Genomic DNA, 20661 nt, shown 5'->3' on the forward strand with positions numbered 1-20661 from the left:
CGTATCCTCTCGCCAGCGTGTCGTCGCTCAACGGATACGGCAAGGTTGGTGGCGGTGGAAAGCATCAATTTGCGGCCATGCCGCTGCCTTTTTGAGCACGCCCGTGCGCCCGGGAAAGGTGCCGGCTTCGGAAGAGCCAGCCGGAATATCATGATCTCCAGAATGCAAAAAAGAAAGAAGGTCCGGAGGGAAACCGAACCTTCCTCCCTTTCTGATCGGAGGTCTATTTCAGATCAGATTAGATCTGGATAGGCTTAGAAGCTACGCTCGAAGCGGAGAACGCCAGCCCACTGGTCTTCGTTGATCGAATCCCAGTTGGTGTAGGTGACTTCCGGCTCGATGAGCAGGTTCTTGACCGGCTTCCACTTGACGTTCGTGGTTGCCGAGAAGGTCTTGTTGTCGGTGTAGGCGAGCTGGAGGTTCCACTTCAGCTTTTCGTTGACCGGTACGCCAACGCCACCCCAAACTGCCCAGTCGCCCCAGCTCTGGCCGATCGAATCGCCATTGGCATACTTGTTCAGCTTGTCGCCGTCGGTGTTCCAGCCGCCCATGACGAAGGCATCGAATACGCCGAAGTCGGCATCAACGCGAGCCTTGATAGCGCCTTCTTCAACGATCGAGTCGTAGCCGCCGACGACCTTGAAGCCCCATGCGCCGGCCTTGTAGCCAACACCTGCGACAACGTCCGGAGCATAGTGGTCGGAGCTGTCTTCGCCATTGGCGCCGGTAGCACCCGGGCCCGAATTGCTGTCTTCAACCGAGATCACAGCCGTGAAACCGTTGCCGGCGTCGTAGTTGTAGGTGATCTGGTTCAGTTCGTACGGGCCATCGCCGATCACGTCGTCGTTGATGACGTCGCCGGCATAACCGGTGAAGACGTTGAACTGCGAGTCTTCCTTACCGATGGTGAAGCCGCCGAGGCTGATGCTTGCGTGCAGCAGGTTGGTGGAGGTGGCGTTGCCGTCATTCCAGTCCCAACGCAGTTCGGTGTTGGTCTTCAGAGGACCATATTCGGTGTCGGTTGCCGTCTGCAGCTGCAGCTCGGCACGAGTGTGCCAGAGAGTGCCATAGCGTGCATCCGGGTCATAAGCGTCATACCACTTGCCTTCGGTACGAACCTTACCACCGATCTTGAGGCAGGTTTCCGTGCCCGGGATGAAGAAGTAGCCAGCGCCATATGCATCGCAGATGCGGACGTATTCCAGGGGCTCCGGCTCAGCAGCAACGATAGCGTCAGCCGCGTGAGCACCGGAAACTGCTACGAGTGCAGCAGCGGAGCCGAGAAGAAGGCTCTTGATATTCATTTTTTCTCCAATCGCTTTGCCGGATCAGAACGATGTCGGTGACTACCCGCCACATTCCATCTATCCGGCTGTTCCCTCTTGCGGAACGTCACAGGATGTCCGCGCACGCAAACTAGCGAGGCCGCGCCGGCATCGAAATACAATAGTTTCGGATTTTTCTGTAAGTAACGACATAAAAGCGTCATAGATGCAAAAATACATCAGAATCCATAAATATAAATAAGTCTGCCTTAAGAACATTTGTAGGATATACTATATAAACATACGAGATGTATATTATTTTCCTCAAAAATCCGCCAAATAGTAAGTCTTTATTACAAACTATACTGATTTTTCCCTCGATTCGGGCGTTCAGATGCGAGAGATCGGAATCGTCGATATCGGGCAGGCGATCCGTCAGCGGTGATCGTGGAACGGCGCATCTAGCAGGTGCATCCGAGTTGACGGTGCGACGCCGCACCGATGGATCGGAGAAAGGCTTCGGTGGCCAGGAGAAATTGCCATGGGTGTCCGCGTGACGTCGTCCGGGGCCATGCGGGGGAAGGGCGAGCATAGAATCAATGCGCGGCGGCTCAATGCCGCGCTTACGCGTCATCGCCTTCGCGATGCGGCCGGCTATGCCGAACCGAAGAGGTCATCGGCAATCATGAGAGATTATGTGTCCTGGGCGCCGGTCCGGGAAATGGGGCAGGCGCGTTCCCTAGCCCGCGGCCGGGTAGAACCACGCATAGCCGAAATGGAACCGATCCGGATCTTTCCCATAGTAATACGGAATGGCGACATCGTTCTGCGCGGGCAAGGTGATCGAGTTGCCGAATTTCGCCGTCAGCCACCGCTTGAGCTCGTCGGGCATGGACGAAGCGTGTCCGTCACGCTCATTCCAGACCAGCAAGATCGGTCCGTTCCCCAAAGCCTGGCGGTCAAGATCGGATGCGGGATATGCCGTGGATATTACGGCCGTATCCGGCATATTGGCGCGGATGTTGCCCGCCTTGAGCCATGCTGTCGTCACCACCGCCACCGGCTGCTTGCCTTCCGCGGCGATCGTCTCCTTCAGAAACGGGCCATAGGGCGTGTTCAAATGCTGATATGAATCGAACAGCTTCGGAAAGACCGTGCCTGCCGTCAGGATGAGGGGGAGGGCGATCATCAGGCCGAAAGGCACATAAAAGGATTTCTTTATGTCGGACGGGTTTTGTGCGCCGGCGGCCTCAAGCTTCAGGCAGAAGTAAAGCGGAACCAGAAACAGAAAGGGCAGAAGCCAGCGGTCGCGAAATTCCGTGAGCGTCGTAACCAGGATCAGCGCGAACAGTATGGCCACCGTGCTCAGGAATATTCTTTCAAAGAAATTCACCCATTCGCTTTTAAACCGAAGCGACTGCAGAAACGGCCGGCGAAAGACGATCAGGAAGATCGCGGCGGTAGGCGCGATGATGACGATGCTGGTCTTGATCAGTTCGACAACGCCATGGCCGATATCGGAAAGCTTCCCCCCTTGTCCCTGTTCCGACATGGTTGCGACGGTGGAGGTGAGGACCAGGTCCATGTTCGACAGCATCCACACCGCATGCGGCAGGAACACGAGGATGGCCAAAGCCAGCGTCATCACAAAGCGTTTGTCCAGCAGCCTTGAGCGCCCTTGCGGATGAAAAACGACCGCAACAAAGACGCTCGCGATGATCAGTACGAAATTGTACTTCGTGAGCATTCCAAGCCCTGCCCATAGGCCCATCATGGCGTAGGAGGTGAATGTCGGCTTGCGAATGGTCTTCACGACGAAATAGATGAAAGCGGTCACTGCGAGGAGCGTGCCGACAGTGTGCGTCAGGTCCCGCTGCGCCTGCCAGAACATTTGGGGGATCGTCAGAAGCGACAGCGTGGCGACCGCGGCCAGGCGCTTGTCCTCCAAAAGAAGTCGCGCCAGTTGGTGATAGGCGAAATAGACGAGGAAAAGCAGGATGTTCTTCAGCACGGCGAGCGATGCGACGCTGGTGCCGAAGACGTCAAACACTCCGTATTGAATCCAATTGTAAAGCGGCGGCTGCGCGTCATATCCCCACGCCAGCCACTGGTTGACCACGAATTGCTGCGCTTCGTCTATTCGCACCGAGCTCGAAAGAGAAATCCGCACGACGGCCTGCACCGCGAAATATATCGCAAGGATCCAGGTCACCCACCGAAATTCATCGGACGATCGACTGGTCGCGGCGGATGCTCTTCGGGCGGCGAAGCGCGAAGAAAAGACGTTCGGTAAAATGCTCATTCAATTCTCCATGCTATCGGCTATCGCGACCCAGGCGCATCTGTCAACCATGCTCAGGGCGCCGGGCCTTCATAAGTCTATCGTGATCTCGGAAATATTTATCAATTATTTTCAATAACTTAAATTAATTGCCGTAGAGATTCGCGGACTGCACAGGAATCCTATGCCAAGTGTGCGACGGGATTTTTGCTGAATGATTTCAACTATGTCGCCCGAAGGGCGTCGTCGCCGCTGCCGATATGGGGATCAACTACCGCGACCTTCGGAAATGTCGAGCGGATGCAAAAACGCGCGTCGATCCTTGTCTTCGATTGAGACGGGATCACTCCGCGCGCGTGAGCGCGAAAAGCTCCATCGTTTCGCCGAAACCCTTCAAGCGCTGCTGACCGATCGAAATTGCGTCGGTGATCCCCGCCTTTTGCCGGAAGGGGGCCGAGGTCAGGAGCGCTTCGCCCCTTTCGCTGCAGATACTCTGTATGCGGCTGACGATATTGACGTCGGGGCCGATCAAGGTGAAATCCAGCCGGTTGCCGGAGCCGACATTGCCGTAGCTGACCTCGCCATAATGCAGCGCGATGCCGACCTTGGCGCGGATGCCATCATATTCGAAGCTGCCTATTTCATCGAGGATTGTCTTCGCTGAAGCCAGGGCGGCCCCACAGGCACCGGCCGCATCGGCGCCAGGGAAGAAGGCGAGAACGGCATCGCCCATGAATTTCAGCACTTCGCCGCCCTCGCGGGTAATTGCGGGTACCACCTTATCGAAATAGGCGTTCAGGAGACCGAGGACGGTGCTGCCGGGCAGCCGGTTGGAAAGTTCGGTGAAGCCGCGCAGATCGCAGAGCAGAAGCGCCGCCTCCATGGATTCGATCTCGCCGCGGCGGATATGTCCGGCAAGGATCCGGCTTGCTGTCATCGGGCCGATATAGGTATCGAGAAGGCTGAGTTCGCATTGCCTGAGAACGCGTAGCTCGCAGGTATTGCGCAGCGCCGGCAGAATGCGCTCGATCACGTCCCGTTCGGCCGATGTGAAACCACCGGGGCGGCGCGTGCCGAAGGCGGCGGTGCTGATCGGCCCGTCGGCATTGCAGAGCGGCGCCACGATCAACTGCACCAGTCCGCGGCCATAAAAGATGTCGATATGCTGCCAGCGCCCATGCGGACTCTCGCCCGGACCGACGACCAGCAGTTCGCGCATGTCCTGCGCCTTCACGAGCGGCGTGTTGGCCAAAGCGAGGCGCGCGCCATGCTCCCGATCATGTATCTCGACCGGCTCGCCCGGCGCCCAGGCAAAGGTGCGGCCGATGAACTCAGGATGCAGCGTCGTCAGGTGCAGCGTCAGCCGGTCAACGGGAAGGCCAAGCGCCTGCAGGCGGCGGCCAAGACCTGCGACAAGGCCTGCCTCGTCGAGGGCGTGGCATTCGTCGCCGGTCAGCCATTCGATGAGACTCAGGATTGCCCCGATATTGATGCCGCCGTGCGTCGCTCTGGGGTTTGCTGTTGTGGCTTTTGGCATGTCGTGCAGCAAGGTCATGGTTATTTCTTCCTCTTCGAGGTGCACCGCTCAGTGCGCTCCGCCGCCGGAAAGCTGACCGGGTTTCTTGAGAAGCAGGCTGGCGACGAGGGCAATGACAAGCGCAACGCCGAGCAGGAAGAACGTGTCGCTGAAAGCCATGATGTTGGCCTGCTTGCGAAGGCTGGCGGCGATGGCAACGATCGCCTTGTGCGTGGCAAGCGCCTGGTCGCTGACACCATGGTTCATGAAGTAATTCGTCAGATTGGCAACGCGGGCGCGGGTAGCCTCTTCGAATACCGAGACCGAATTCGTGAGGATGTTGGAATGGAACTGCTCGCGCTTGGTCAGGAAGGTCTGCAGCGCGGCAATGCCGACCGCACCGCCGAGATTGCGCATCATGTTGAAGAGCGCCGAGGCGGAACCGGCATTTTCCTGCTCGATGCCGGCGGTGGCGATTGCCGTCAGCGGCGTGAAGGCGAGTGCCTGGCCGATGGCACGCACGATGTTCGGCCAGAAGAGCTGATCGCTGGCATAGTTGCTTGTCATGTAGATATTCATGAAGTTCGAAGCGGCAAAGAGCGCGAAGCCGACGATGATCAGCAGCCGGGCGTCGACACGCTTCATCAGCCGCGGCACCAGCGGGATCAGGATGAGCTGCGGAATGCCGGTCCAGGCAAGCACCATGCCGATCTGCTCGGAATTATAGCCCTGGATGCGCGTCAGATAGATGGGCAGGATGAAGACCGAGCCATAGAGGGCGACGCCCATCAGGAAATTGGCGACGATGCCGAAGCCGAAATTGCGGCGTGCCAGCAGACGCAGGTTGAGGAGTGGATGGGCGGCGCGCAGTTCGATGATGAGAAAGAGCGTCAAGGAGGCCGCGGCGATGACGGAGAGGCGGACGATGAACGGCGAGCCGAACCAGTCGTCCTTGTTGCCTTCTTCAAGCACGGTCTGCAGCGCCGCAAGGCCAACCGCCATGGTGATGATGCCGGGCCAGTCGCCCTTGGCGAGCAGCGCAAGGTTCATCGGGGCGCGGTCGAGCGAGACCCAGAGCATGCCGACCATCAGCATGCCGGGCACGAGATTGACGTAGAAGATGTATTCCCAGCCCCAGTTCTCGGTGAGATAGCCGCCTATGGTCGGGCCGATGGCCGGCGCGAAGGTTGCGGAAAGGGCGAAGAGGGCAAGACCCATCGGCTGCTTGGGCTTCGGCAGCAACGTGATGATGATGGTAAAGGCCATGGGGATCAGCACGCCGCCGGAAAAGCCCTGTATGGCGCGCAGGACGATCATCTGCTGCAGATTTGCAGCAAAAGCGCAGCCGACCGAGAAGGCGAGAAAGAGGATGGCGTTGGTCAGCAGATAATTGCGGACCGAAAAGACGCGCGCCAGCCAGGCGCTAAGGGGAATGACGACGATCTCGGCGATCAGGTAGGAGGTCGAGATCCAGCCGCCATCGTCGGTTCCGGCGCCGATCGCGCCTTGGATGTCGGCGAGCGAGGCATTGACGATCTGGATGTTGAGAACGGCCATGAAAGCGCCAAGCGTGGAGCCGATCACCGCGGTCCACATGCGCAAAGGGCTCATGGCGGGCCGGGCAGCCGGCGCGAGGGCAGCGTTCACGGGTATGGCGGAATTGTTGTTTGCGGCGATCTGAAGAGTGGCCACGATGTTTCTCCATCCGGCTGATGCCGGAACAATCTCATGACGGTGTCGCGCAGATGATCGACAAAGGAGGGGAAGGGTTATCCGGCGTCGCTGGATAATTTCTCGGCATTGGCCGTCGAGGTCTGCACTGCCTTGGTATCGATTTCAGGCTCGACCGACATGCCGGAGCGCAGCAACCCTGCCAGGTGTTCGTCATCGATGACGATCTTCACCGGGATGCGCTGGACGATCTTGGTGAAATTGCCCGTCGCATTGTCCGGCGGCAGCAGCGAGAATTCCAGTCCGCTTGCCGGCGAGAGGCTGTCGACGTGACCCTTGATGGCCACATCCGGGAAGCTGTCGACCTTGATCTCGACCGATTGGCCGGGGCGCACGTAGGTCAACTGGGTTTCCTTGAAATTCGCGACGACATAGACGGAGTGCAGCGGCACCACCGCCATCAGCTGCGTGCCCGAGGTGACGTATTGTCCGACGCGGATCGAGCGGGCGCCGACCGTGCCATCGACGGCCGCGACGATGTTCGTATAGGACAGGTTGAGTTCCGCCTGTTGAACTGCGGCCGCGGCACGCTCGCGCTGGGCGACCGCCTGATCGCGCTGGGTCTGCAGCACCGGCACCTTGTTCTCGGCCGCAATGACTGCAGCCTGATCGCGTTCGACGGCGGCGGCGGCCTGCTTGCTGGCAGATTGCGTCTCTTCGGCACGCGATTGGGTGCCGACGCCGTTGGTGATCAGTCGTGCCGATCGCGCTGCGTCCGAGATTGCATAGTCCAGGGAAGCCTTGGAAGAATCGACCGTTGCCTTGGCCTGCGCGATCAGCGATTGCTGCAGCAGGATCTGGGCGTCGATATTGGCGATTGCCGCATCGGCGGCTTTGAGATCAGCCTTTGCCTGGGAAAGAGCCGCCTGGAAATCGCGGTCGTCGATGCGGGCAAGCACCTGGCCGGTCTTGACCGTGTCGTTGTCGTTGACGAGCACGTCCTTGATGTAGCCGGCGACCTTCGGTGCGATGGTCGTGTAGTCGGCCTTCACATAGGCGTCGTCGGTCGATTCGATGAAGCGTCCGACCGTCCAGTAGCGATAGCCGAAATCGGCGCCAAAGGCGACGCCGGCCAGCAGCGCGGCGGCAAGCATGCCGCGCTTGACCAGCTTGCGGCCTGTCCTGGCAGCAGCGACGGTGGCAGGTGTGCCGACGGTCGGGCCTTGCGGCGCCTCGGCAGCTGGAGACTTTGCCACTTCGCCGGCTGGTGCGGCCTCGGCCTGGCTCGCGTTTCTGAACGCCTCGTTGCGGGGTAGTTCGACCATGGTCCGTTTCCTTCAGCATCGAGCCCGTTTGCATGGGCTCCTTTTTGATGCGATGAAGATGCGTCCGAACGATCCTTCTGATAATCTCCTCAAATCTGGAAGGATCATCAACTCACAGCGGATAATCCGAGGACGATATGGATCGGTTGACCAGCCTGATAGTCTTTGGCCGGGTGGTGGATTGCGGCGGCTTTTCCGCAGCCGCCCGCCGGCTCAACATGTCCGTCACCATGGTGGGCAATCATGTGCAATCCCTCGAAGATCGTCTCGGCGTGCGGCTCCTCAATCGCACGACGCGCAGGGTCAGCCTGACGGAGACAGGCAAATATTATTATGAGCGTTCCTCGCAGATCCTTGCCGATCTCGAGGAGGCCGATCGGACGGCGGGCGCTCTCAGCACCATGCCGCGCGGTACGCTGAAAATCTATACCAGCGGCGCCATCGTCCGTTTCCTGCTTCCCGTCATCAACGAATTCATGACTCAGTACCCGGCGATCTCGATCGACTTCAACGTCGGCGAGCGCTCGATCGACATGATCGAAGAGGGCTACGATCTGATGATCCGCACCCTGCCTGCCCAGGATTCGACTCTGGTCGCACGCAAGCTTACGCCCTGGCGCCACATGCTCGTCTGCTCGCCCGAATATCGCGACACGCATTCCTTGCCGAAGGTGCCGGCCGATCTCGCCGCGCATAATTGCCTGCAATATACGCACTATCCCTATGGCGACGAATGGCGTTTCGAGGATGCCGATGGCAAGCAGCAAGGCGTCAAGATCGCGGGCAATGTCGTCTCCAACAGCGCCGAGACTTTGCGTTATCTCCTGGCCAGTGGGCACGGCATCTTCCTTGCCCCGAGCTTCATCGTCTTCGAAGATGTCGCCGCCGGGCGCCTCGTGCGCGTCATGCCCGAGTATCGCGCCGTGGAGTTCACGATCAGCGCGATCTATCCGAACCGCAGCCATCTGCCGACCAAGGTGCGATTGTTCATCGACCTTCTGGCGGAACGCTTCATCGAGCACCGCAAATGGATGACCTGAGCGGCCATGTCTGAGACTGGGCCCAACACGCCGATAGCTGTGTCACGTCCGCGTCGTAAAGCAGAGACAAGCTAAGCTCCCGGTCGTGCAATCCTGCGGCGAGAAGATTCGGATTGTTGCTCGTTGGCGGCAAGCGACGCAGATGTGTCCGGGTTGCACAAGCGATGCGCGGCATTCGGTTTACACTTCGGCGAAATAAGGATATCTTTTGTCCTTGATAGGGCCAGCGAAGATCGGCCCGTGGAATAAATTCATGATCTTGAAAAGCCAAGTCGAATGGGCGCTTCATTGCTGCGCCATTCTAGCCGGTCTGCCCGACGGTCGCTATCTTTCCACCAAAGCACTGGCCGAATTCCATGGGCTTCCCAAGGAATATCTTTCCAAGGCTCTGCAAGGCCTGTCGCAGGCTGGGCTTGTCGATACGTCCCTCGGCCCGTCGGGCGGCTACCGGCTGGCGAAACCACCGGCCGAGCTGACCTTTCTCGAGATCGTCGAGGCCGTCGAGGGCCGGCAGCGTACCTTTGTCTGCACCAATATCCGGGCCAACAATCCCTGCCGGCCGAAGGACCATTGCGAAAGCAGCCCATGCGCAGTCGCGCGTATCATGTGGGAGGCCGACGAAGCCTGGCGGGCAAAATTGCGCGGGGTCAAACTGTCGGATCTCGTTGGCATCCTCTCGCAGGAAGTCGCGCCGGAGCTTTGGAAGAGCTCTTTCGAATGGGTGCTAGAGCGTGCCGGCTGAAAGCTGCCTGACAATCGCCCCAGTGGGCTCGGCACCCTCGCTGGGTGGCAGGCAGAAAAGGCTTTGTCCGGGCATTGCCAATGAGAGGCCATTCGTCTGGCAGTGCCGATAGACGAGATCGATGACCTCATTTTTAGCGGACATCCTGCTCGCCGGGCTTGCCACGCAAAACTGCAGCTCAACCTCGATAGCGACTGCATCGATCGCTTTGAGTGCGACGGACGGCGGCGGAATTTTAACGATTCGCTCGCAGCTCCGTAGAACGCCGAGCATGAGCTCCTCGATGATGGACGGCGGCTGGGTAGCGGCAACATGCACGGCAAGTGCAATCCAGTGCGTTTCGTCAGGACGGCTGAGATTGGTCATTCCCTGTTTTGCAAGGACACTGTTGGGCAGAACGACGACATTGTGCCCGCCGGTCAAAAGATTGGTCGAGCGCCAGTTGGTTTCGGCCACGCGCCCTTCCGTGCCGTCGCCAAGCTGGATCCAGTCGCCGATGACGTAAGCACGGCCGAGCGTGAGCGCGATCCCGGAAAAGACATCGGCAAGTGTGTTCTGCAGCGCCAGGCCTATGATGATGGCAACCACGCCGGAGGTGGCAACCAGAGGGCCGATCGGCGCGCCGAAGACGAAGCCGATGACCGCCAGAGCCACGCCGAGATAGACGACACCGACAATCAGATCCTGCAGCAGGTGGGCTTCCCGCGGCTTGTGGTTGAGCGTGATATAGATCTGCACGAAGCCGATCATCGTCCATGCGAGATGGAGCCACCAGAGAACCCTTGCGGATTTGGCGAGCAGCATGCCCGCCTCCTGAAGCTCGGCGTCGTCGAGACGATAGGGCGAAATTCCGGCCAGCCAGAGCACGAGGCTCATGCCGGTGAAGAACAGGATTTGCACGATCAGGCGCCCGGTCGGACGGCTGCGTCCCTGGATATGCCAAATGACGATGCCGGCCAGCCCGAGCAGATTGATCAGGACGAGCGGAAGGGAATGATGTTCGCCAAACATGACGGGCTCACCGACGATGATTTTCTTCAGGCGGCGTGGGCGGATGCCGACGGCATCCGCCTCAACGCAGCTACTTCTTGATCGGGAAGGTCAGTTCCGTCTGGCTGCTGTCGACGACGAAGACAGCCAGGAGCTTGGCCCGCTTGGTCTTGCTGGCATTCTCGCTGACGCCGTGGCGGTCGCCCGGCATCTCGGAGAAGTTCTCGCCTGCCTTGTAGACCTTGACAGGACCGTCATTGACCTGGCTGCGGATCGCCCCTTCCAGGACGGTCGCATAGATGAAGGCCGAGTTCGGATGGGTGTGGCCCGAAGAGAAGCCGCCGGGACCATATTCGACCAGAACGCCCTTGATGCTCTTGCCCGGAACGTTCGGCAGTTCATGCTCGTAGACGAGCGTGACCTTGGCATCCTTCTCACCTGCAGCGGATGCAACGGCGGTGGTGGACAGCAGGGCGGCCAGGGCGAGGCCGAGAATTGACTTGATCATCTCGAATTCCTTTCTTGGGAGCTGCGCAGTGCCGCACCCGCGGCGCTGCACCTTGTTCATTCATTTGCGTGCAGAGGTCGCGAACCACTGTTCGAAAGCGATATGGCCGATGCGGGGATTGTTGTCGGAGACAAGCGAACCGTCCTCCAGCTTGGTGCCGAAATAGCGCGCATCGGGATCCCCTTCGACATTACGCGCATCACCCATGGCCTTCAGATAGCGGGCGACGAACTCGTTCATCCGGACCCGTTCCGGGCCTGAGATTTCGATCACGCCATTCATGGGGGTCGCCGTCGCGACGGCGGCCATGGCGTCGGCGACGTCGTCCGAAGCGATCGGCTGCACATAGGCCGTCGGCAGCCGCACAACGTTCCCGATGGTGGCGGATTGGGCGATACCGCCTAAGAATTCCATGAACTGCGTCGAGTGAACGATCGTATAAGAGATGCCCGATTCTCTGATGACCTTTTCCTGGGCAACCTTGGCACGCATGTAGCCGCTGCCAGGCAGTCGATCGACGCCAATGATGGAAAGGGCGATGTGGTGCCTTATGCCGGCCGCCTTCTCCGCCGCCATCAGGTTACGGCCCGAGGTCTCGAAGAATTCGAGCACGGCCTTGTCCTCGAAGGAGGGCGAGTTTGCAAGGTCGATGACGACGGAGGCGCCGGCAAGTGCCTCGGCCAATCCCTCGCCGGTGATCGTATTGACGCCCGTATTGGGGGAGGCGGCGATAACCTCATGGCCCTGCTTGCGAAGGCGGTCGGCTGTCTTCGAACCGATCAGGCCGGTTCCGCCGATGATGACGATTTTCATGTGCTTCTCCATGTGCGGCCGCTTCGCGCACCGCATTGTTCATTCGTTTCTGAATGATTGGTCGAGGATCGGGCCGGCCCTACCGGTTCCGCAGATCCACTCGGCTGAGCCGGGGCGTGGCCTCAGAGGCCGTGCGCCGGCTCGGCTCTGGTGCAGCAGGCGGTCAGTAATCCCAGAAGACCGGCACCCAACGGAAGTGATCGCCGTCGGCTGCCACATGGCCGACGGAGGGGAACGGCATATGAGTGGCCACCAGAAGCTCACCGGTCTCCACCAACTCGCGCAAAAGACGGAGGCGGACGCGGGCAGCTTCTTCCGGATCATGTTCGAAGCCGTTGAACCAGTCGGGGTGATCGAAGCCGACCGCGAACACCGCATCGCCGGCAAACATCAGCCGATCCTTGCCCGATGCCACGCGGACCACGCTATGGCCAGGCGTGTGACCGCCGGTTCGGGAGACGACCACGCCGGGCGCCACCTCATACTCATCATCGAACAATCTGAGGTGACTGTCGTACTCTTTTCTGAATTGCTTGGCGGCCGCCCGAAGCGCGTCCGGGAAGCCGGGTGGCATGGACACATGCGAGAAATCGGGCGCTTCCCAGAATTTGACCTCTGCCGTTGCCACGTGGATCCTGAGATCCGGACGCAACCGCTCCTTCACTCCGTCGACGAGCAGCCCGCCAACGTGGTCCATATGCATATGGGTCAGCACCACGTCGGTAACGGATCCAAGGTCGATGCCGGCGGCTTCCAGTCGCTTGATCAATTGCCCGGCCCGCGGCAGGTTCAATTCCGGGTCCAGCCCCAGGCCGGCGTCGACGAGGATCGTCTGCTTGCCGCTGCGCACCACGACCACGTTCAGCGCCCAGTCGAAAGCGTCCGGCGGCAGGAACATATCGTTCAGCCAGGCCGCGCGGTCGGCCGGGTCGGCATTGTATCCCAGCATCTTGGTCGGCAGCGGCAGCACGCCGTCGCTGATCACGAGCACCTCGATATCACCGATCTGCACAGCATAGCGCGACGGGACCAGTTCGTCGGCGCCTGATTTAACGGGCTTTGCGGGGTTATTCATGTTCATGTACGTCTCCTGTCAATTGTGGTCTTCGCGCCGCCGATGCGGACGCGTATCGTTTGGTGGGCACTCAGGGAGAAAGGTTCAGTTGAGGCCGGCCCTGTCGAGGCCATAGAGCTTGTCAGCCGAGCCCGGCACGGCTTTGAAAGCGATGCTCGCGCGGTTCCAGGCATTGATGACCATGATCGCGAAAGTCAGATCGGAAATCTCCCTCTCCGAAAGCTGGCCGCGCACACGCTCATAGAGCTCGTCGGGAATGCCGCCTTCCGGCAGCTTCGTCACCGCTTCGGTCCAGGCGAGGGCGGCGCGTTCCCGCGGCACGAAAAGATTGGATTCGCGCCATATGGCGATGTGATAAAGCCGGAGCTCGCTCTCGCCGTGGATCTTGGCTTCCTTCACATGCATGTCCAGGCAGAAGGCACAGCCGTTGATTTGCGAGGCGCGGATCTGCACGAGATCATGAATCTTCTGGTCGATGGCGCTGTCTTTCAGAGCCATGCTGAGATCCGACAATTTCTTGAAAAGTGCCGGCGATTGCTGGGCATAGTTCACGCGTTGCGTCATAGGTCATCTCCGTTATTAAGGACATTTAATATCCTTATGGATAAAAAATATCCGTAATTGCTGGACAGTAAAGCCCTTCGCGATTAAGCTGGGTACATAAGGCTTATGCGCAAAAGTATGGGGGTGAGGATGGACATCGTAGGTGCGCTGCAAACGTTCATGAGAGTGGTGGAAACCGGCTCCTTCTCGGCGGCCGCGGTTCACCTCAGCGTGACGCAGCCGGCGGTCTCCAGGCAGATTTCGGCACTGGAAGCGCATCTCAAGACGCGTCTCCTGCACCGCACGACGAATGCATTGGCCCTGACGGCGGAGGGAGAGCAGATCATCCCGATGGCGCTCAAGGTCATCGAGGCGGTCGAAGCGCTCAGTGAAACGACCTGTCGTGGCGGTATGGCCGCGACGGGTAAAGTGCGGCTTGCCCTACCGACGCCGTTGGGGCTCTGCATAAGCGATCGCCTCGGGATGCTGTTTGAACAGCATCAGGGGCTCTCCGTCGAACTGCTCTTTCGCGAGGAGCCATCCGACCTTGTAGAGGAGGGGATCGATCTCGAGGTGCGCCTCGGGGTGGTTGCGGACTGCAGCCTGATGTGCCGCCGGATCGGCTGGACGACGGCATTTCTCGTCGCTGCGCCCTCCTATCTGGAAGGGCGAAAAGCTCCGAAAACACTTAACGATATCAGCGTCCATGATTGCATCTGCTACAAGCGCGCCGGCGACGGCAGGTCATGGTCCTTTTCCAATGGTGCCGAGGACGTGGCCGTGCGCGTCGCGCCGCGCCTGATCGCCAGCAATTCCATCGCTGCCCACCGCGCGGCACTCGCCGGCAACGGCCTTGCCGTGCTTTCCCATATATTGGCCGTGCCCGATATCGAGGTGGGTCGGCTGATAAGACTCATGCCGGATTTTCCGCCGAGCCGATTGCCGATCAATGTCGTTTACCCGTCCCGGCGAAACCTGCCGTTGCGCATCAGGGCCGTGCTCGACTTTCTGATCGACGTCGTCAGGGAAGATCCTTTGATGGCGCCGTCGCTTTCCCATTAAAGCTTGCCATCGGCACCCACGATGCTGTGCAGAGGGGCACCTCATGCCGGTTCTGCGGGATGATGGGAAAGCGCTGCCGAATTTCGCTCTCTTCCGGCGAGGGGGCAAGGATTACTTGTCGATGATCCGGCAACGCCTGAAGAGCAGGCTCATCGGGCATCATTCAACCTCCCGCCGTGCGGAATAGCGTGGCGGGAGGTTAGCACGCCGGATGCCTTGCTCAGATCTTCGCAGCCTTGGCGAAGGTCGGGTCGAAGGTCTTTTCGAACGGCACGTCGGCATTGGCAAGTTCAGGATCGAGCGTCTTCAGGACACCCATCATGGAATGATAGCCTTCCATCGTGACCATGCCGTCCGGGGAATACATTTCCTTGGAATTCTTGAACGCCTGCATATAAAGGTCGCGATTGCCGAGCAGAAATTCTTCTGGAACGACGCCCGCGACGTCCTCCGGGTTGGCGGTCGATATCCATTTCAAAGCCTTCATGAAGGCATTGACCGTCCGCTGTGTCGTGATTGGGTTGGCTTCAGCAAATTCACGCTTGATATAGACGGTCGCGGCCGGGTTCGGGCCACCGAAAAGCGCACGCGTACCGGCCTCGGTGCGTGTATCCAGAAGCACGGTGATGTCGCCGTCATATTGCAATTGTGCGATAACCGGGTCGAGATGGGAAAGGCCGTCGATCTGACCGCTCTTGACCGCGGCCACTGCGCCGGCCCCGCCGCCGACGCCGATCAGCGATGCATCGTCGGTCTTCAGCCCGTTCTTCAGCATGGCATATTGAAACATCAGCGCCGTAGAAGAACCCGGCGCCGTCACGCCGATCTTGCGGCCCTTCATGTCGGCCATGGACTTGATCTCGCCGGCGAGATCCTTGCGCACGGCAATGACGATCCCCGGGAAGCGGCCGAGATTGCAGATCGCGACGATATCCTGGCCCTTGTTCTGCATGCGGATCGTATGCTCGTAAGCGCCGGCGACGACATCAAGGGAGCCGCCGATCAGGCCCTCCAACGATTTCGAACCGCCGGCGAAATCATTGATGGTGACGTTGAGACCCTCTTCCTTGAAGAAGCCTTTCCGCTCGGCGATCGTCAGCGGCAGATAATAGAGCAGGGGCTTGCCGCCCACGCCGATCAACAGGTCCGGCTTTTCCGGTTTCGCATCCTGTGCCACGGCGGGCATTATGCCTGCAAGCGATGCGCCGATGCCGAAGCTCGCCGTCCCGATCAGAAATGTCCTGCGCTCCATGCTTTTTCCTCCACTTCGCTATTTTCCTTGGCGCTACTGGCCGCGCCAGGCCAGCAGGCGCCGTTCGACCAGAGTCATCACCCAATCCACGATCAGGACGAAAGCCGTCAGCACGGCCATGCCGGCAAAGACGCCGGTCACGTCAAAAACACCCTCGGCCTGCTGGATGAGATAGCCGAGCCCGGCGGCAGAGCCCAGATATTCGCCGACAACGGCGCCGACCACGGCAAAACCCACCGATGTATGCAGGCTGGAAAATACCCAGGAAAGCGCTGAGGGGAGGTAGACATGGCGCAGCAACTGCCGCTCGTTCATGCCAAGCATGCGGGCATTGGACAGGACCGGCTGGCTGACTTCCTTTACGCCCTGATAGACATTGAAGAAGACGATGAAGAAGACAAGCGTGATGCCGAGCGCGACCTTGGACCAGATGCCGAGGCCGAACCAGAGCGCGAAGATCGGGGCGAGCACGACGCGGGGCAGCGCATTCGCCGCCTTCACATAGGGGTCAAAGATGGCCGCGATCAAAGGTTTGCGGGCGAACCAAAAGCCGAAGACGACGCCGCCGAAAGCGCCGAGCAGAAAGGCCAGGATCGATTCCGATAGCGTGATCCAGAGATGATACCAGATCGATCCGCTGGCAAACCACTGAATGACGCGCTGCGCCACCTTGAGCGGATCGGCGAAGAAGAAAGATATGGTCTTCGGGTTGCCGAAAAGGCCGGTATTCGTCGCGAGATGCCAGATAGCCAGGATGGCCACGGCCACAAGGATCTGCAGCGAAAGAAGGAGAGTGCGGTTCATGCGATCTCTCCGCTGCTCTGGCGGTAGGCCGTCATCACCTCATCGCGCAATGCCCGCCATATATCGCGATGCAGCTGGATGAAGACAGGATCGTGCCTGATCTCGCCGATCTCGCGCGGCCGTTCCAGCGGCACCTTGAAATCGCCGATGATGCGGGATTTCGGTCCCGCCGACATGATGATGACGCGGTCGGCAAGGGCAATCGCCTCATCGAGGTCGTGCGTGACGAACATGACGGCCTTGCGGTCTTCGGACCAGAGCTTCAGTAAGAGGTCGCCCATGATCAGGCGGGTCTGCGCGTCGAGTGGGCCGAAAGGCTCGTCCATCAGGAGCAATTTCGGATTGCGGATCAGGACCTGGGCCAGACCGACGCGTTTACGCTGGCCGCCCGACAGCATACGCGGAAAGCGGTCCGCAAACGCGGCAAGCCCGACGCGCTCCAGCCATTCTCGCGCGCTCTTCCTTGCTTCCGCGTGGCCGATACCGGTAATCTCAAGGCCGATCGCGACATTCTCCAGCACCGTCTTCCACGGCATCAGCGAATCCTGCTGGAAAAGATAGCCTGCCTGGCGGTTGATCGATTTCAGCGGCTGGCCGAAGACCTCGACCGTGCCGGATACAGGCGCCAAAAGTCCTGCAGTCGCGTTGAGAAGCGTGGACTTTCCGCAGCCTGTCGGGCCGACGATTGCCATGAATTCATGCGCTTCCACATTCAGGTCAGTAGCCGCAACGGCATCGAACCGCGTCTTGTCGGCCATTTCAAACGAAATCGCCACCTGTTTCAGGCTGACCGCCCGCACAGCCGTCATCATCATGCCCTGCTGTTCCTCCCGGACATCCGCCAGCCTCCAAGGACCGGATGTCAGGCATTGCCATTTCGGCCAAAAGATCAAAGCAGGCCGCGTCAGTCAATATGCGAATGATGGCGAAACCGTTATGTCACAAGTCGTTCCGGGACAGTGGAGGAGAGACCCGACCGCGATTGCCGGGTCTCGAAGGCTTTTGTTCTAGGCCACACGCCGCTCGTGGCGCCCCTCCTGCACCTCCTCGACGATTTTGTCGACGAAAGCGTCCAGATCCTCAGGCGATCGCGATGTGATGATGCCTTGATCGGTCACCACTTTTTCATCCTGCCAATCGGCTCCGGCATTTTTGACATCGGTCTTGATGGACCAGTAGGAGGTTGCCCGACGGCCGCGCAATGCATCGGCTTCGACCAGCAGCCAGGGCGCATGACAGATGGCGGCAACGACCTTGCCGGACCGTAGGAATTCACGGACGACACGCATGGCGTCACCATCGACGCGCAATTTATCGGGATTGATCTGGCCGCCTGGCAGCACCAGCGCATCGAACTGGTTCACGTCGACATCTCTTGCCAGCAGATCGACGTCGACGCTGTCGCCCCAATCGGTCTTGTCCCAGCTCTTTATGCTGCTCTCCTTGATGGAGGCGACTTTTACATTAGCGCCGCGCTTCTGAAGTTCGTCCAAGGGGACGCGAAGCTCCGACCGCTCATAGCCATCGGTGGCAAGGATGAGAATATGTGCGGAGTTGATGGAAGGCATGATCTATCCTTTCGAAATTCATCGAATACCCTGTCCGAACCGGAGCGGCGGACGATCGTTCCCAATTTTCTCGTGGAACCGGAATTGTCCTGTGCGGTTATGAAGCGGCTGAGAGGAGAAAGACATGGAGCAGGCAATCAGGCTCGAGCCAAGGGAATGGGTGCCGAACAACCAGCGCTTTCCGGTCATCGTTTACCGCGGGGCGCTTGCTGGTCGGAACCGGGCGGAAGGATTCGAGCAGCTCTTCCGGGCGAACGGATGGGGTGGACTATGGCGAAATGGCGTTTACGACTTTCATCACTATCACTCCACCGCCCACGAAATACTGGGTATCGCCGAAGGACAGGCTCGACTGATGATTGGCGGGCCGGGCGGCAAGGATATCGAGGTCAAGGCCGGCGATGCGCTGTTATTGCCAGCGGGAACAGGACATTGCCGCCTTGAGGCCAGCGGCGATTTCCTCGTGATCGGCGGGTATCCGCCGGATCAGGAGGCTGACCTGTGTCGCGAAATACCGTCGGCGGAGCAGAAGGCCCGGATCGAAAAGCTTGGGGTACCCGCGACCGACCCCTTGAAGGGAAAGGCCGGTGGGCTTCGGTCCTTATGGTCTGACAGTACCGATATTCGCTGAAAATGAACCTCACCAAAGACCGGGCGCGAGCCGAAACCGGACGCGTCGGGCATAGTCGGCATAGCCTTCGAGTTCGGCATGCAGCAGGGCATCTTCCCAGCTCGTGCGCAGGATCAGTAGGGCGGTTGCCCAGGCGGCCGGGATCAAGGCCCACCACGAGGCGAGCGCCAATGCCAGACCGGCGAACACCATGATCGCGCTGACATAACCCGGATGGCGCACAAACGCATAGGGACCGGTGCTGATGACGCGCTGGCCGCGCTCGCGTTGTAGACGGACGCCGGGCTCGAAGAAGCGATTGACCGCTTGCGCCCAAGTGCCAAGCGCGATGCCGGCGCCAAGCAGGATATAGCCGAGGATCACGACGGAGATCGGCATCGCCGACCACGACATCCTGCCGGAATCCAAGGTCGCTACCGGAATTTCGGCGACCAAGCCGAGGCAGATGAGCGAGACGAGAATCACATCCCAGCGTTTGGTGCCGGCCTGAAAGCGATTGCGAGCCCGGAAGATTGCCGGGTTTACCCGTTTCAGAACCAGGACCGCTACACCGTAGACCGTGAAGAAAAAGAGGATAAAGATCCATCCGGGCGTCCAGTCGAGGCGGCCGACCGGCAGAAAAATGAGCGCGAGCAAGGCGATTGACAAGCCGATCGCATAGGATATGGCCGCTGTTCGGGACATAGGCGGTGGTTCGGTGACCGTCATCCGTTACTCTCCGTACATGGCGAGCGTGGGCTTTCAACCGCTGTTCCTCTTGAGTCATGCGGCTGCATCGTCCGTCGTTGAAGATGTAGTTCTCCCTTTACGTGCGCCAAGAGCCATCGATGAATAAGGTTTCAATCAATCATCCGCAATCGCGCTCCGGAAAGCGGAGCAATCGGACGTATCCGATCACGCAATGAGAGCGGACGGACTAGCCATCGGGCGTCAGGCAATGGCCATCTGCGCCTTCGGCGTCAAATCACGGGCAAGGGCGCAATAAATCGGCCGATCCGCAGGCCCGGCAAGTCGGATGACCGACACCGCAATCGGCGGCAGTCGCGATCCGGCTTCAAGGTTGACGCTTGCGCCGTCGATGCGAATGAGATCGAGATGCTTTGCCAGGTCCGGTTCGTCCAGCCCATCGAAAATGCCGCGGCCGCCGATCTTCAAGGCCGCCTCTTTGATCACCCAAAGGCGGTAGCAGATCTCGCGTGCCGTGCCGCTATCGAGCCCGGCAATGATGGCTGCCTCACCTTTGGAGTAATGGTCGGCGGCAAAGGCGATCGGGTCGAAACCATTGTTATCCTCGATCTCGATATCAGCGCCGACAGCGGCGTCGGGCGAGAAGCCTGCCAGCAGCAGGTCGGCCCGATGCGAAAGCGAAACGCCGAGTTCGTGAAGGGGAGGATTCAGCGCCGGGCGATCGCTCGGCCGCCGATAGATGACAAGATCGTCCCGTTGCGCTGCGCTTCTCAAAGCGGCTTGCGCCGCCCTGTCGCGCTCCATCCGCCCGTCTGGAGCCGGGCGGACAAGGACGGCGACCGCATCCGCAACTCGCAGGACGACCTCGAACCGAGGAGCCGTCATGGC

Annotated in this window: 20 protein-coding genes; 4 read left to right on the forward strand and 16 right to left on the reverse strand. The window is 59.8% G+C overall.

The features are described 5' to 3' along the window. Positions 1–254 precede the first annotated feature (254 nt). The 5 genes from DQ393_RS32360 to DQ393_RS32380 form a co-directional block, all read right to left on the reverse strand. On the reverse strand, positions 255–1304 hold the full coding sequence (locus tag DQ393_RS32360) for a porin (RefSeq protein WP_112345753.1): 1050 nt from the start codon (positions 1302–1304) through the stop codon (positions 255–257). A gap of 700 nt (positions 1305–2004) precedes the next feature. Continuing rightward, a complete protein-coding gene (locus DQ393_RS32365) occupies positions 2005–3567 on the reverse strand; it encodes a glycosyltransferase family 39 protein (RefSeq protein ID WP_112345754.1) in 1563 nt (520 codons plus the stop codon). 322 nt (positions 3568–3889) lie between these two features. Further along, positions 3890–5083, reverse strand: a complete 1194-nt coding sequence (locus tag DQ393_RS32370) for an adenylate/guanylate cyclase domain-containing protein (protein WP_245430546.1) — start codon at positions 5081–5083, stop codon at positions 3890–3892. A gap of 48 nt (positions 5084–5131) precedes the next feature. Beyond that, the gene (locus tag DQ393_RS32375; RefSeq protein WP_112345756.1) at positions 5132–6754 is read right to left on the reverse strand and encodes an MDR family MFS transporter; all 1623 of its coding nucleotides are present in this window, start codon (positions 6752–6754) and stop codon (positions 5132–5134) included. 77 nt (positions 6755–6831) lie between these two features. Next, a complete protein-coding gene (locus DQ393_RS32380) occupies positions 6832–8058 on the reverse strand; it encodes an HlyD family secretion protein (RefSeq protein ID WP_112345757.1) in 1227 nt (408 codons plus the stop codon). A gap of 137 nt (positions 8059–8195) precedes the next feature. On the opposite strand from DQ393_RS32380, the gene DQ393_RS32385 reads away from it, so the two are divergent. Next, positions 8196–9098: a LysR family transcriptional regulator gene (locus DQ393_RS32385; RefSeq protein ID WP_112345758.1), complete on the forward strand. Its 903-nt coding sequence runs from the start codon at positions 8196–8198 to the stop codon at positions 9096–9098. 253 nt (positions 9099–9351) lie between these two features. After that, positions 9352–9840, forward strand: a complete 489-nt coding sequence (locus DQ393_RS32390; protein WP_112345759.1) for an RrF2 family transcriptional regulator — start codon at positions 9352–9354, stop codon at positions 9838–9840. On the opposite strand, the gene DQ393_RS32395 is transcribed toward DQ393_RS32390, so the two are convergent. The 5 genes from DQ393_RS32395 to DQ393_RS32415 form a co-directional block, all read right to left on the reverse strand. Next, positions 9823–10851: a mechanosensitive ion channel family protein gene (locus tag DQ393_RS32395; protein ID WP_112345760.1), complete on the reverse strand. Its 1029-nt coding sequence runs from the start codon at positions 10849–10851 to the stop codon at positions 9823–9825. The two genes, DQ393_RS32390 and DQ393_RS32395, sit on opposite strands and share 18 nt — an antisense overlap. Before the next feature lie 70 nt (positions 10852–10921). Beyond that, on the reverse strand, positions 10922–11338 hold the full coding sequence (locus DQ393_RS32400; RefSeq protein WP_112345921.1) for a cupin domain-containing protein: 417 nt from the start codon (positions 11336–11338) through the stop codon (positions 10922–10924). Positions 11339–11398: 60 nt separating this feature from the next. Continuing rightward, the gene (locus DQ393_RS32405; RefSeq protein ID WP_112345761.1) at positions 11399–12151 is read right to left on the reverse strand and encodes an SDR family oxidoreductase; all 753 of its coding nucleotides are present in this window, start codon (positions 12149–12151) and stop codon (positions 11399–11401) included. Between the two features lie 163 nt (positions 12152–12314). After that, positions 12315–13232 carry an MBL fold metallo-hydrolase gene (locus DQ393_RS32410; RefSeq protein WP_112345762.1) on the reverse strand — a complete coding sequence of 306 codons (918 nt, stop codon included), beginning with the start codon at positions 13230–13232 and terminating at the stop codon, positions 12315–12317. A gap of 78 nt (positions 13233–13310) precedes the next feature. After that, complete coding sequence (locus DQ393_RS32415; RefSeq protein WP_112345763.1) at positions 13311–13790, reverse strand: carboxymuconolactone decarboxylase family protein; 480 nt, start codon at positions 13788–13790, stop codon at positions 13311–13313. A 129-nt stretch (positions 13791–13919) separates the two neighbouring features. Between DQ393_RS32415 and DQ393_RS32420 the strand changes: the two genes are divergently transcribed. After that, positions 13920–14831, forward strand: coding sequence for a LysR family transcriptional regulator (locus DQ393_RS32420; protein WP_112345764.1), 912 nt, complete (start codon positions 13920–13922; stop codon positions 14829–14831). 220 nt (positions 14832–15051) lie between these two features. On the opposite strand, the gene DQ393_RS32425 is transcribed toward DQ393_RS32420, so the two are convergent. The 4 genes from DQ393_RS32425 to DQ393_RS32440 all read right to left on the reverse strand — a co-directional run bounded on the left by DQ393_RS32425 (position 15052) and on the right by DQ393_RS32440 (position 18455). Continuing rightward, positions 15052–16083: an ABC transporter substrate-binding protein gene (locus DQ393_RS32425; RefSeq protein WP_112345765.1), complete on the reverse strand. Its 1032-nt coding sequence runs from the start codon at positions 16081–16083 to the stop codon at positions 15052–15054. A 33-nt stretch (positions 16084–16116) separates the two neighbouring features. Beyond that, positions 16117–16887 (reverse strand): ABC transporter permease, encoded by a 771-nt coding sequence (locus DQ393_RS32430; protein WP_112345766.1) that lies wholly within the window; start codon positions 16885–16887, stop codon positions 16117–16119. Next, on the reverse strand, positions 16884–17702 hold the full coding sequence (locus DQ393_RS32435; protein WP_112345767.1) for an ABC transporter ATP-binding protein: 819 nt from the start codon (positions 17700–17702) through the stop codon (positions 16884–16886). The genes DQ393_RS32430 and DQ393_RS32435 overlap by 4 nt, the downstream gene beginning before the upstream one ends. Positions 17703–17894: 192 nt before the next feature. Further along, positions 17895–18455 carry a DJ-1/PfpI/YhbO family deglycase/protease gene (locus DQ393_RS32440; RefSeq protein ID WP_112345768.1) on the reverse strand — a complete coding sequence of 187 codons (561 nt, stop codon included), beginning with the start codon at positions 18453–18455 and terminating at the stop codon, positions 17895–17897. Between the two features lie 124 nt (positions 18456–18579). On the opposite strand from DQ393_RS32440, the gene DQ393_RS32445 reads away from it, so the two are divergent. Then, positions 18580–19086 (forward strand): cupin domain-containing protein, encoded by a 507-nt coding sequence (locus tag DQ393_RS32445; protein ID WP_112345769.1) that lies wholly within the window; start codon positions 18580–18582, stop codon positions 19084–19086. Between the two features lie 9 nt (positions 19087–19095). Here DQ393_RS32445 and DQ393_RS32450 read toward each other — a convergent pair whose 3' ends face one another. Together DQ393_RS32450 and DQ393_RS32455 are read right to left on the reverse strand one after the other, a co-directional pair. Continuing rightward, positions 19096–19794, reverse strand: coding sequence for a methyltransferase family protein (locus DQ393_RS32450; RefSeq protein ID WP_181592465.1), 699 nt, complete (start codon positions 19792–19794; stop codon positions 19096–19098). Positions 19795–20016: 222 nt separating this feature from the next. Then, a complete protein-coding gene (locus DQ393_RS32455; protein ID WP_112345770.1) occupies positions 20017–20658 on the reverse strand; it encodes a 4'-phosphopantetheinyl transferase family protein in 642 nt (213 codons plus the stop codon). Between the last annotated feature and the right edge of the window lie 3 nt (positions 20659–20661).

Source organism: Martinezella tropici, assembly GCF_003287875.1.
Classification (GTDB): domain Bacteria; phylum Pseudomonadota; class Alphaproteobacteria; order Rhizobiales; family Rhizobiaceae; genus Rhizobium; species Rhizobium tropici_C.

What these genes read in the sequence shown, in the direction of transcription:
- DQ393_RS32360 (WP_112345753.1), bottom strand. Translation starts at nt 1,304, where the DNA reads ATGAATATCAAGAGCCTTCTTCTCGGCTCCGCTGCTGCACTCGTAGCA.
- DQ393_RS32365 (WP_112345754.1), bottom strand. Translation starts at nt 3,567, where the DNA reads ATGAGCATTTTACCGAACGTCTTTTCTTCGCGCTTCGCCGCCCGAAGA.
- DQ393_RS32370 (WP_245430546.1), bottom strand. Translation starts at nt 5,083, where the DNA reads ATGCCAAAAGCCACAACAGCAAACCCCAGAGCGACGCACGGCGGCATC.
- DQ393_RS32380 (WP_112345757.1), bottom strand. Translation starts at nt 8,058, where the DNA reads ATGGTCGAACTACCCCGCAACGAGGCGTTCAGAAACGCGAGCCAGGCC.
- DQ393_RS32385 (WP_112345758.1), top strand. Translation starts at nt 8,196, where the DNA reads ATGGATCGGTTGACCAGCCTGATAGTCTTTGGCCGGGTGGTGGATTGC.
- DQ393_RS32390 (WP_112345759.1), top strand. Translation starts at nt 9,352, where the DNA reads ATGATCTTGAAAAGCCAAGTCGAATGGGCGCTTCATTGCTGCGCCATT.
- DQ393_RS32395 (WP_112345760.1), bottom strand. Translation starts at nt 10,851, where the DNA reads ATGTTTGGCGAACATCATTCCCTTCCGCTCGTCCTGATCAATCTGCTC.
- DQ393_RS32400 (WP_112345921.1), bottom strand. Translation starts at nt 11,338, where the DNA reads ATGATCAAGTCAATTCTCGGCCTCGCCCTGGCCGCCCTGCTGTCCACC.
- DQ393_RS32405 (WP_112345761.1), bottom strand. Translation starts at nt 12,151, where the DNA reads ATGAAAATCGTCATCATCGGCGGAACCGGCCTGATCGGTTCGAAGACA.
- DQ393_RS32410 (WP_112345762.1), bottom strand. Translation starts at nt 13,232, where the DNA reads ATGAACATGAATAACCCCGCAAAGCCCGTTAAATCAGGCGCCGACGAA.
- DQ393_RS32415 (WP_112345763.1), bottom strand. Translation starts at nt 13,790, where the DNA reads ATGACGCAACGCGTGAACTATGCCCAGCAATCGCCGGCACTTTTCAAG.
- DQ393_RS32420 (WP_112345764.1), top strand. Translation starts at nt 13,920, where the DNA reads ATGGACATCGTAGGTGCGCTGCAAACGTTCATGAGAGTGGTGGAAACC.
- DQ393_RS32425 (WP_112345765.1), bottom strand. Translation starts at nt 16,083, where the DNA reads ATGGAGCGCAGGACATTTCTGATCGGGACGGCGAGCTTCGGCATCGGC.
- DQ393_RS32430 (WP_112345766.1), bottom strand. Translation starts at nt 16,887, where the DNA reads ATGAACCGCACTCTCCTTCTTTCGCTGCAGATCCTTGTGGCCGTGGCC.
- DQ393_RS32435 (WP_112345767.1), bottom strand. Translation starts at nt 17,702, where the DNA reads ATGATGATGACGGCTGTGCGGGCGGTCAGCCTGAAACAGGTGGCGATT.
- DQ393_RS32440 (WP_112345768.1), bottom strand. Translation starts at nt 18,455, where the DNA reads ATGCCTTCCATCAACTCCGCACATATTCTCATCCTTGCCACCGATGGC.
- DQ393_RS32445 (WP_112345769.1), top strand. Translation starts at nt 18,580, where the DNA reads ATGGAGCAGGCAATCAGGCTCGAGCCAAGGGAATGGGTGCCGAACAAC.
- DQ393_RS32450 (WP_181592465.1), bottom strand. Translation starts at nt 19,794, where the DNA reads ATGACGGTCACCGAACCACCGCCTATGTCCCGAACAGCGGCCATATCC.
- DQ393_RS32455 (WP_112345770.1), bottom strand. Translation starts at nt 20,658, where the DNA reads ATGACGGCTCCTCGGTTCGAGGTCGTCCTGCGAGTTGCGGATGCGGTC.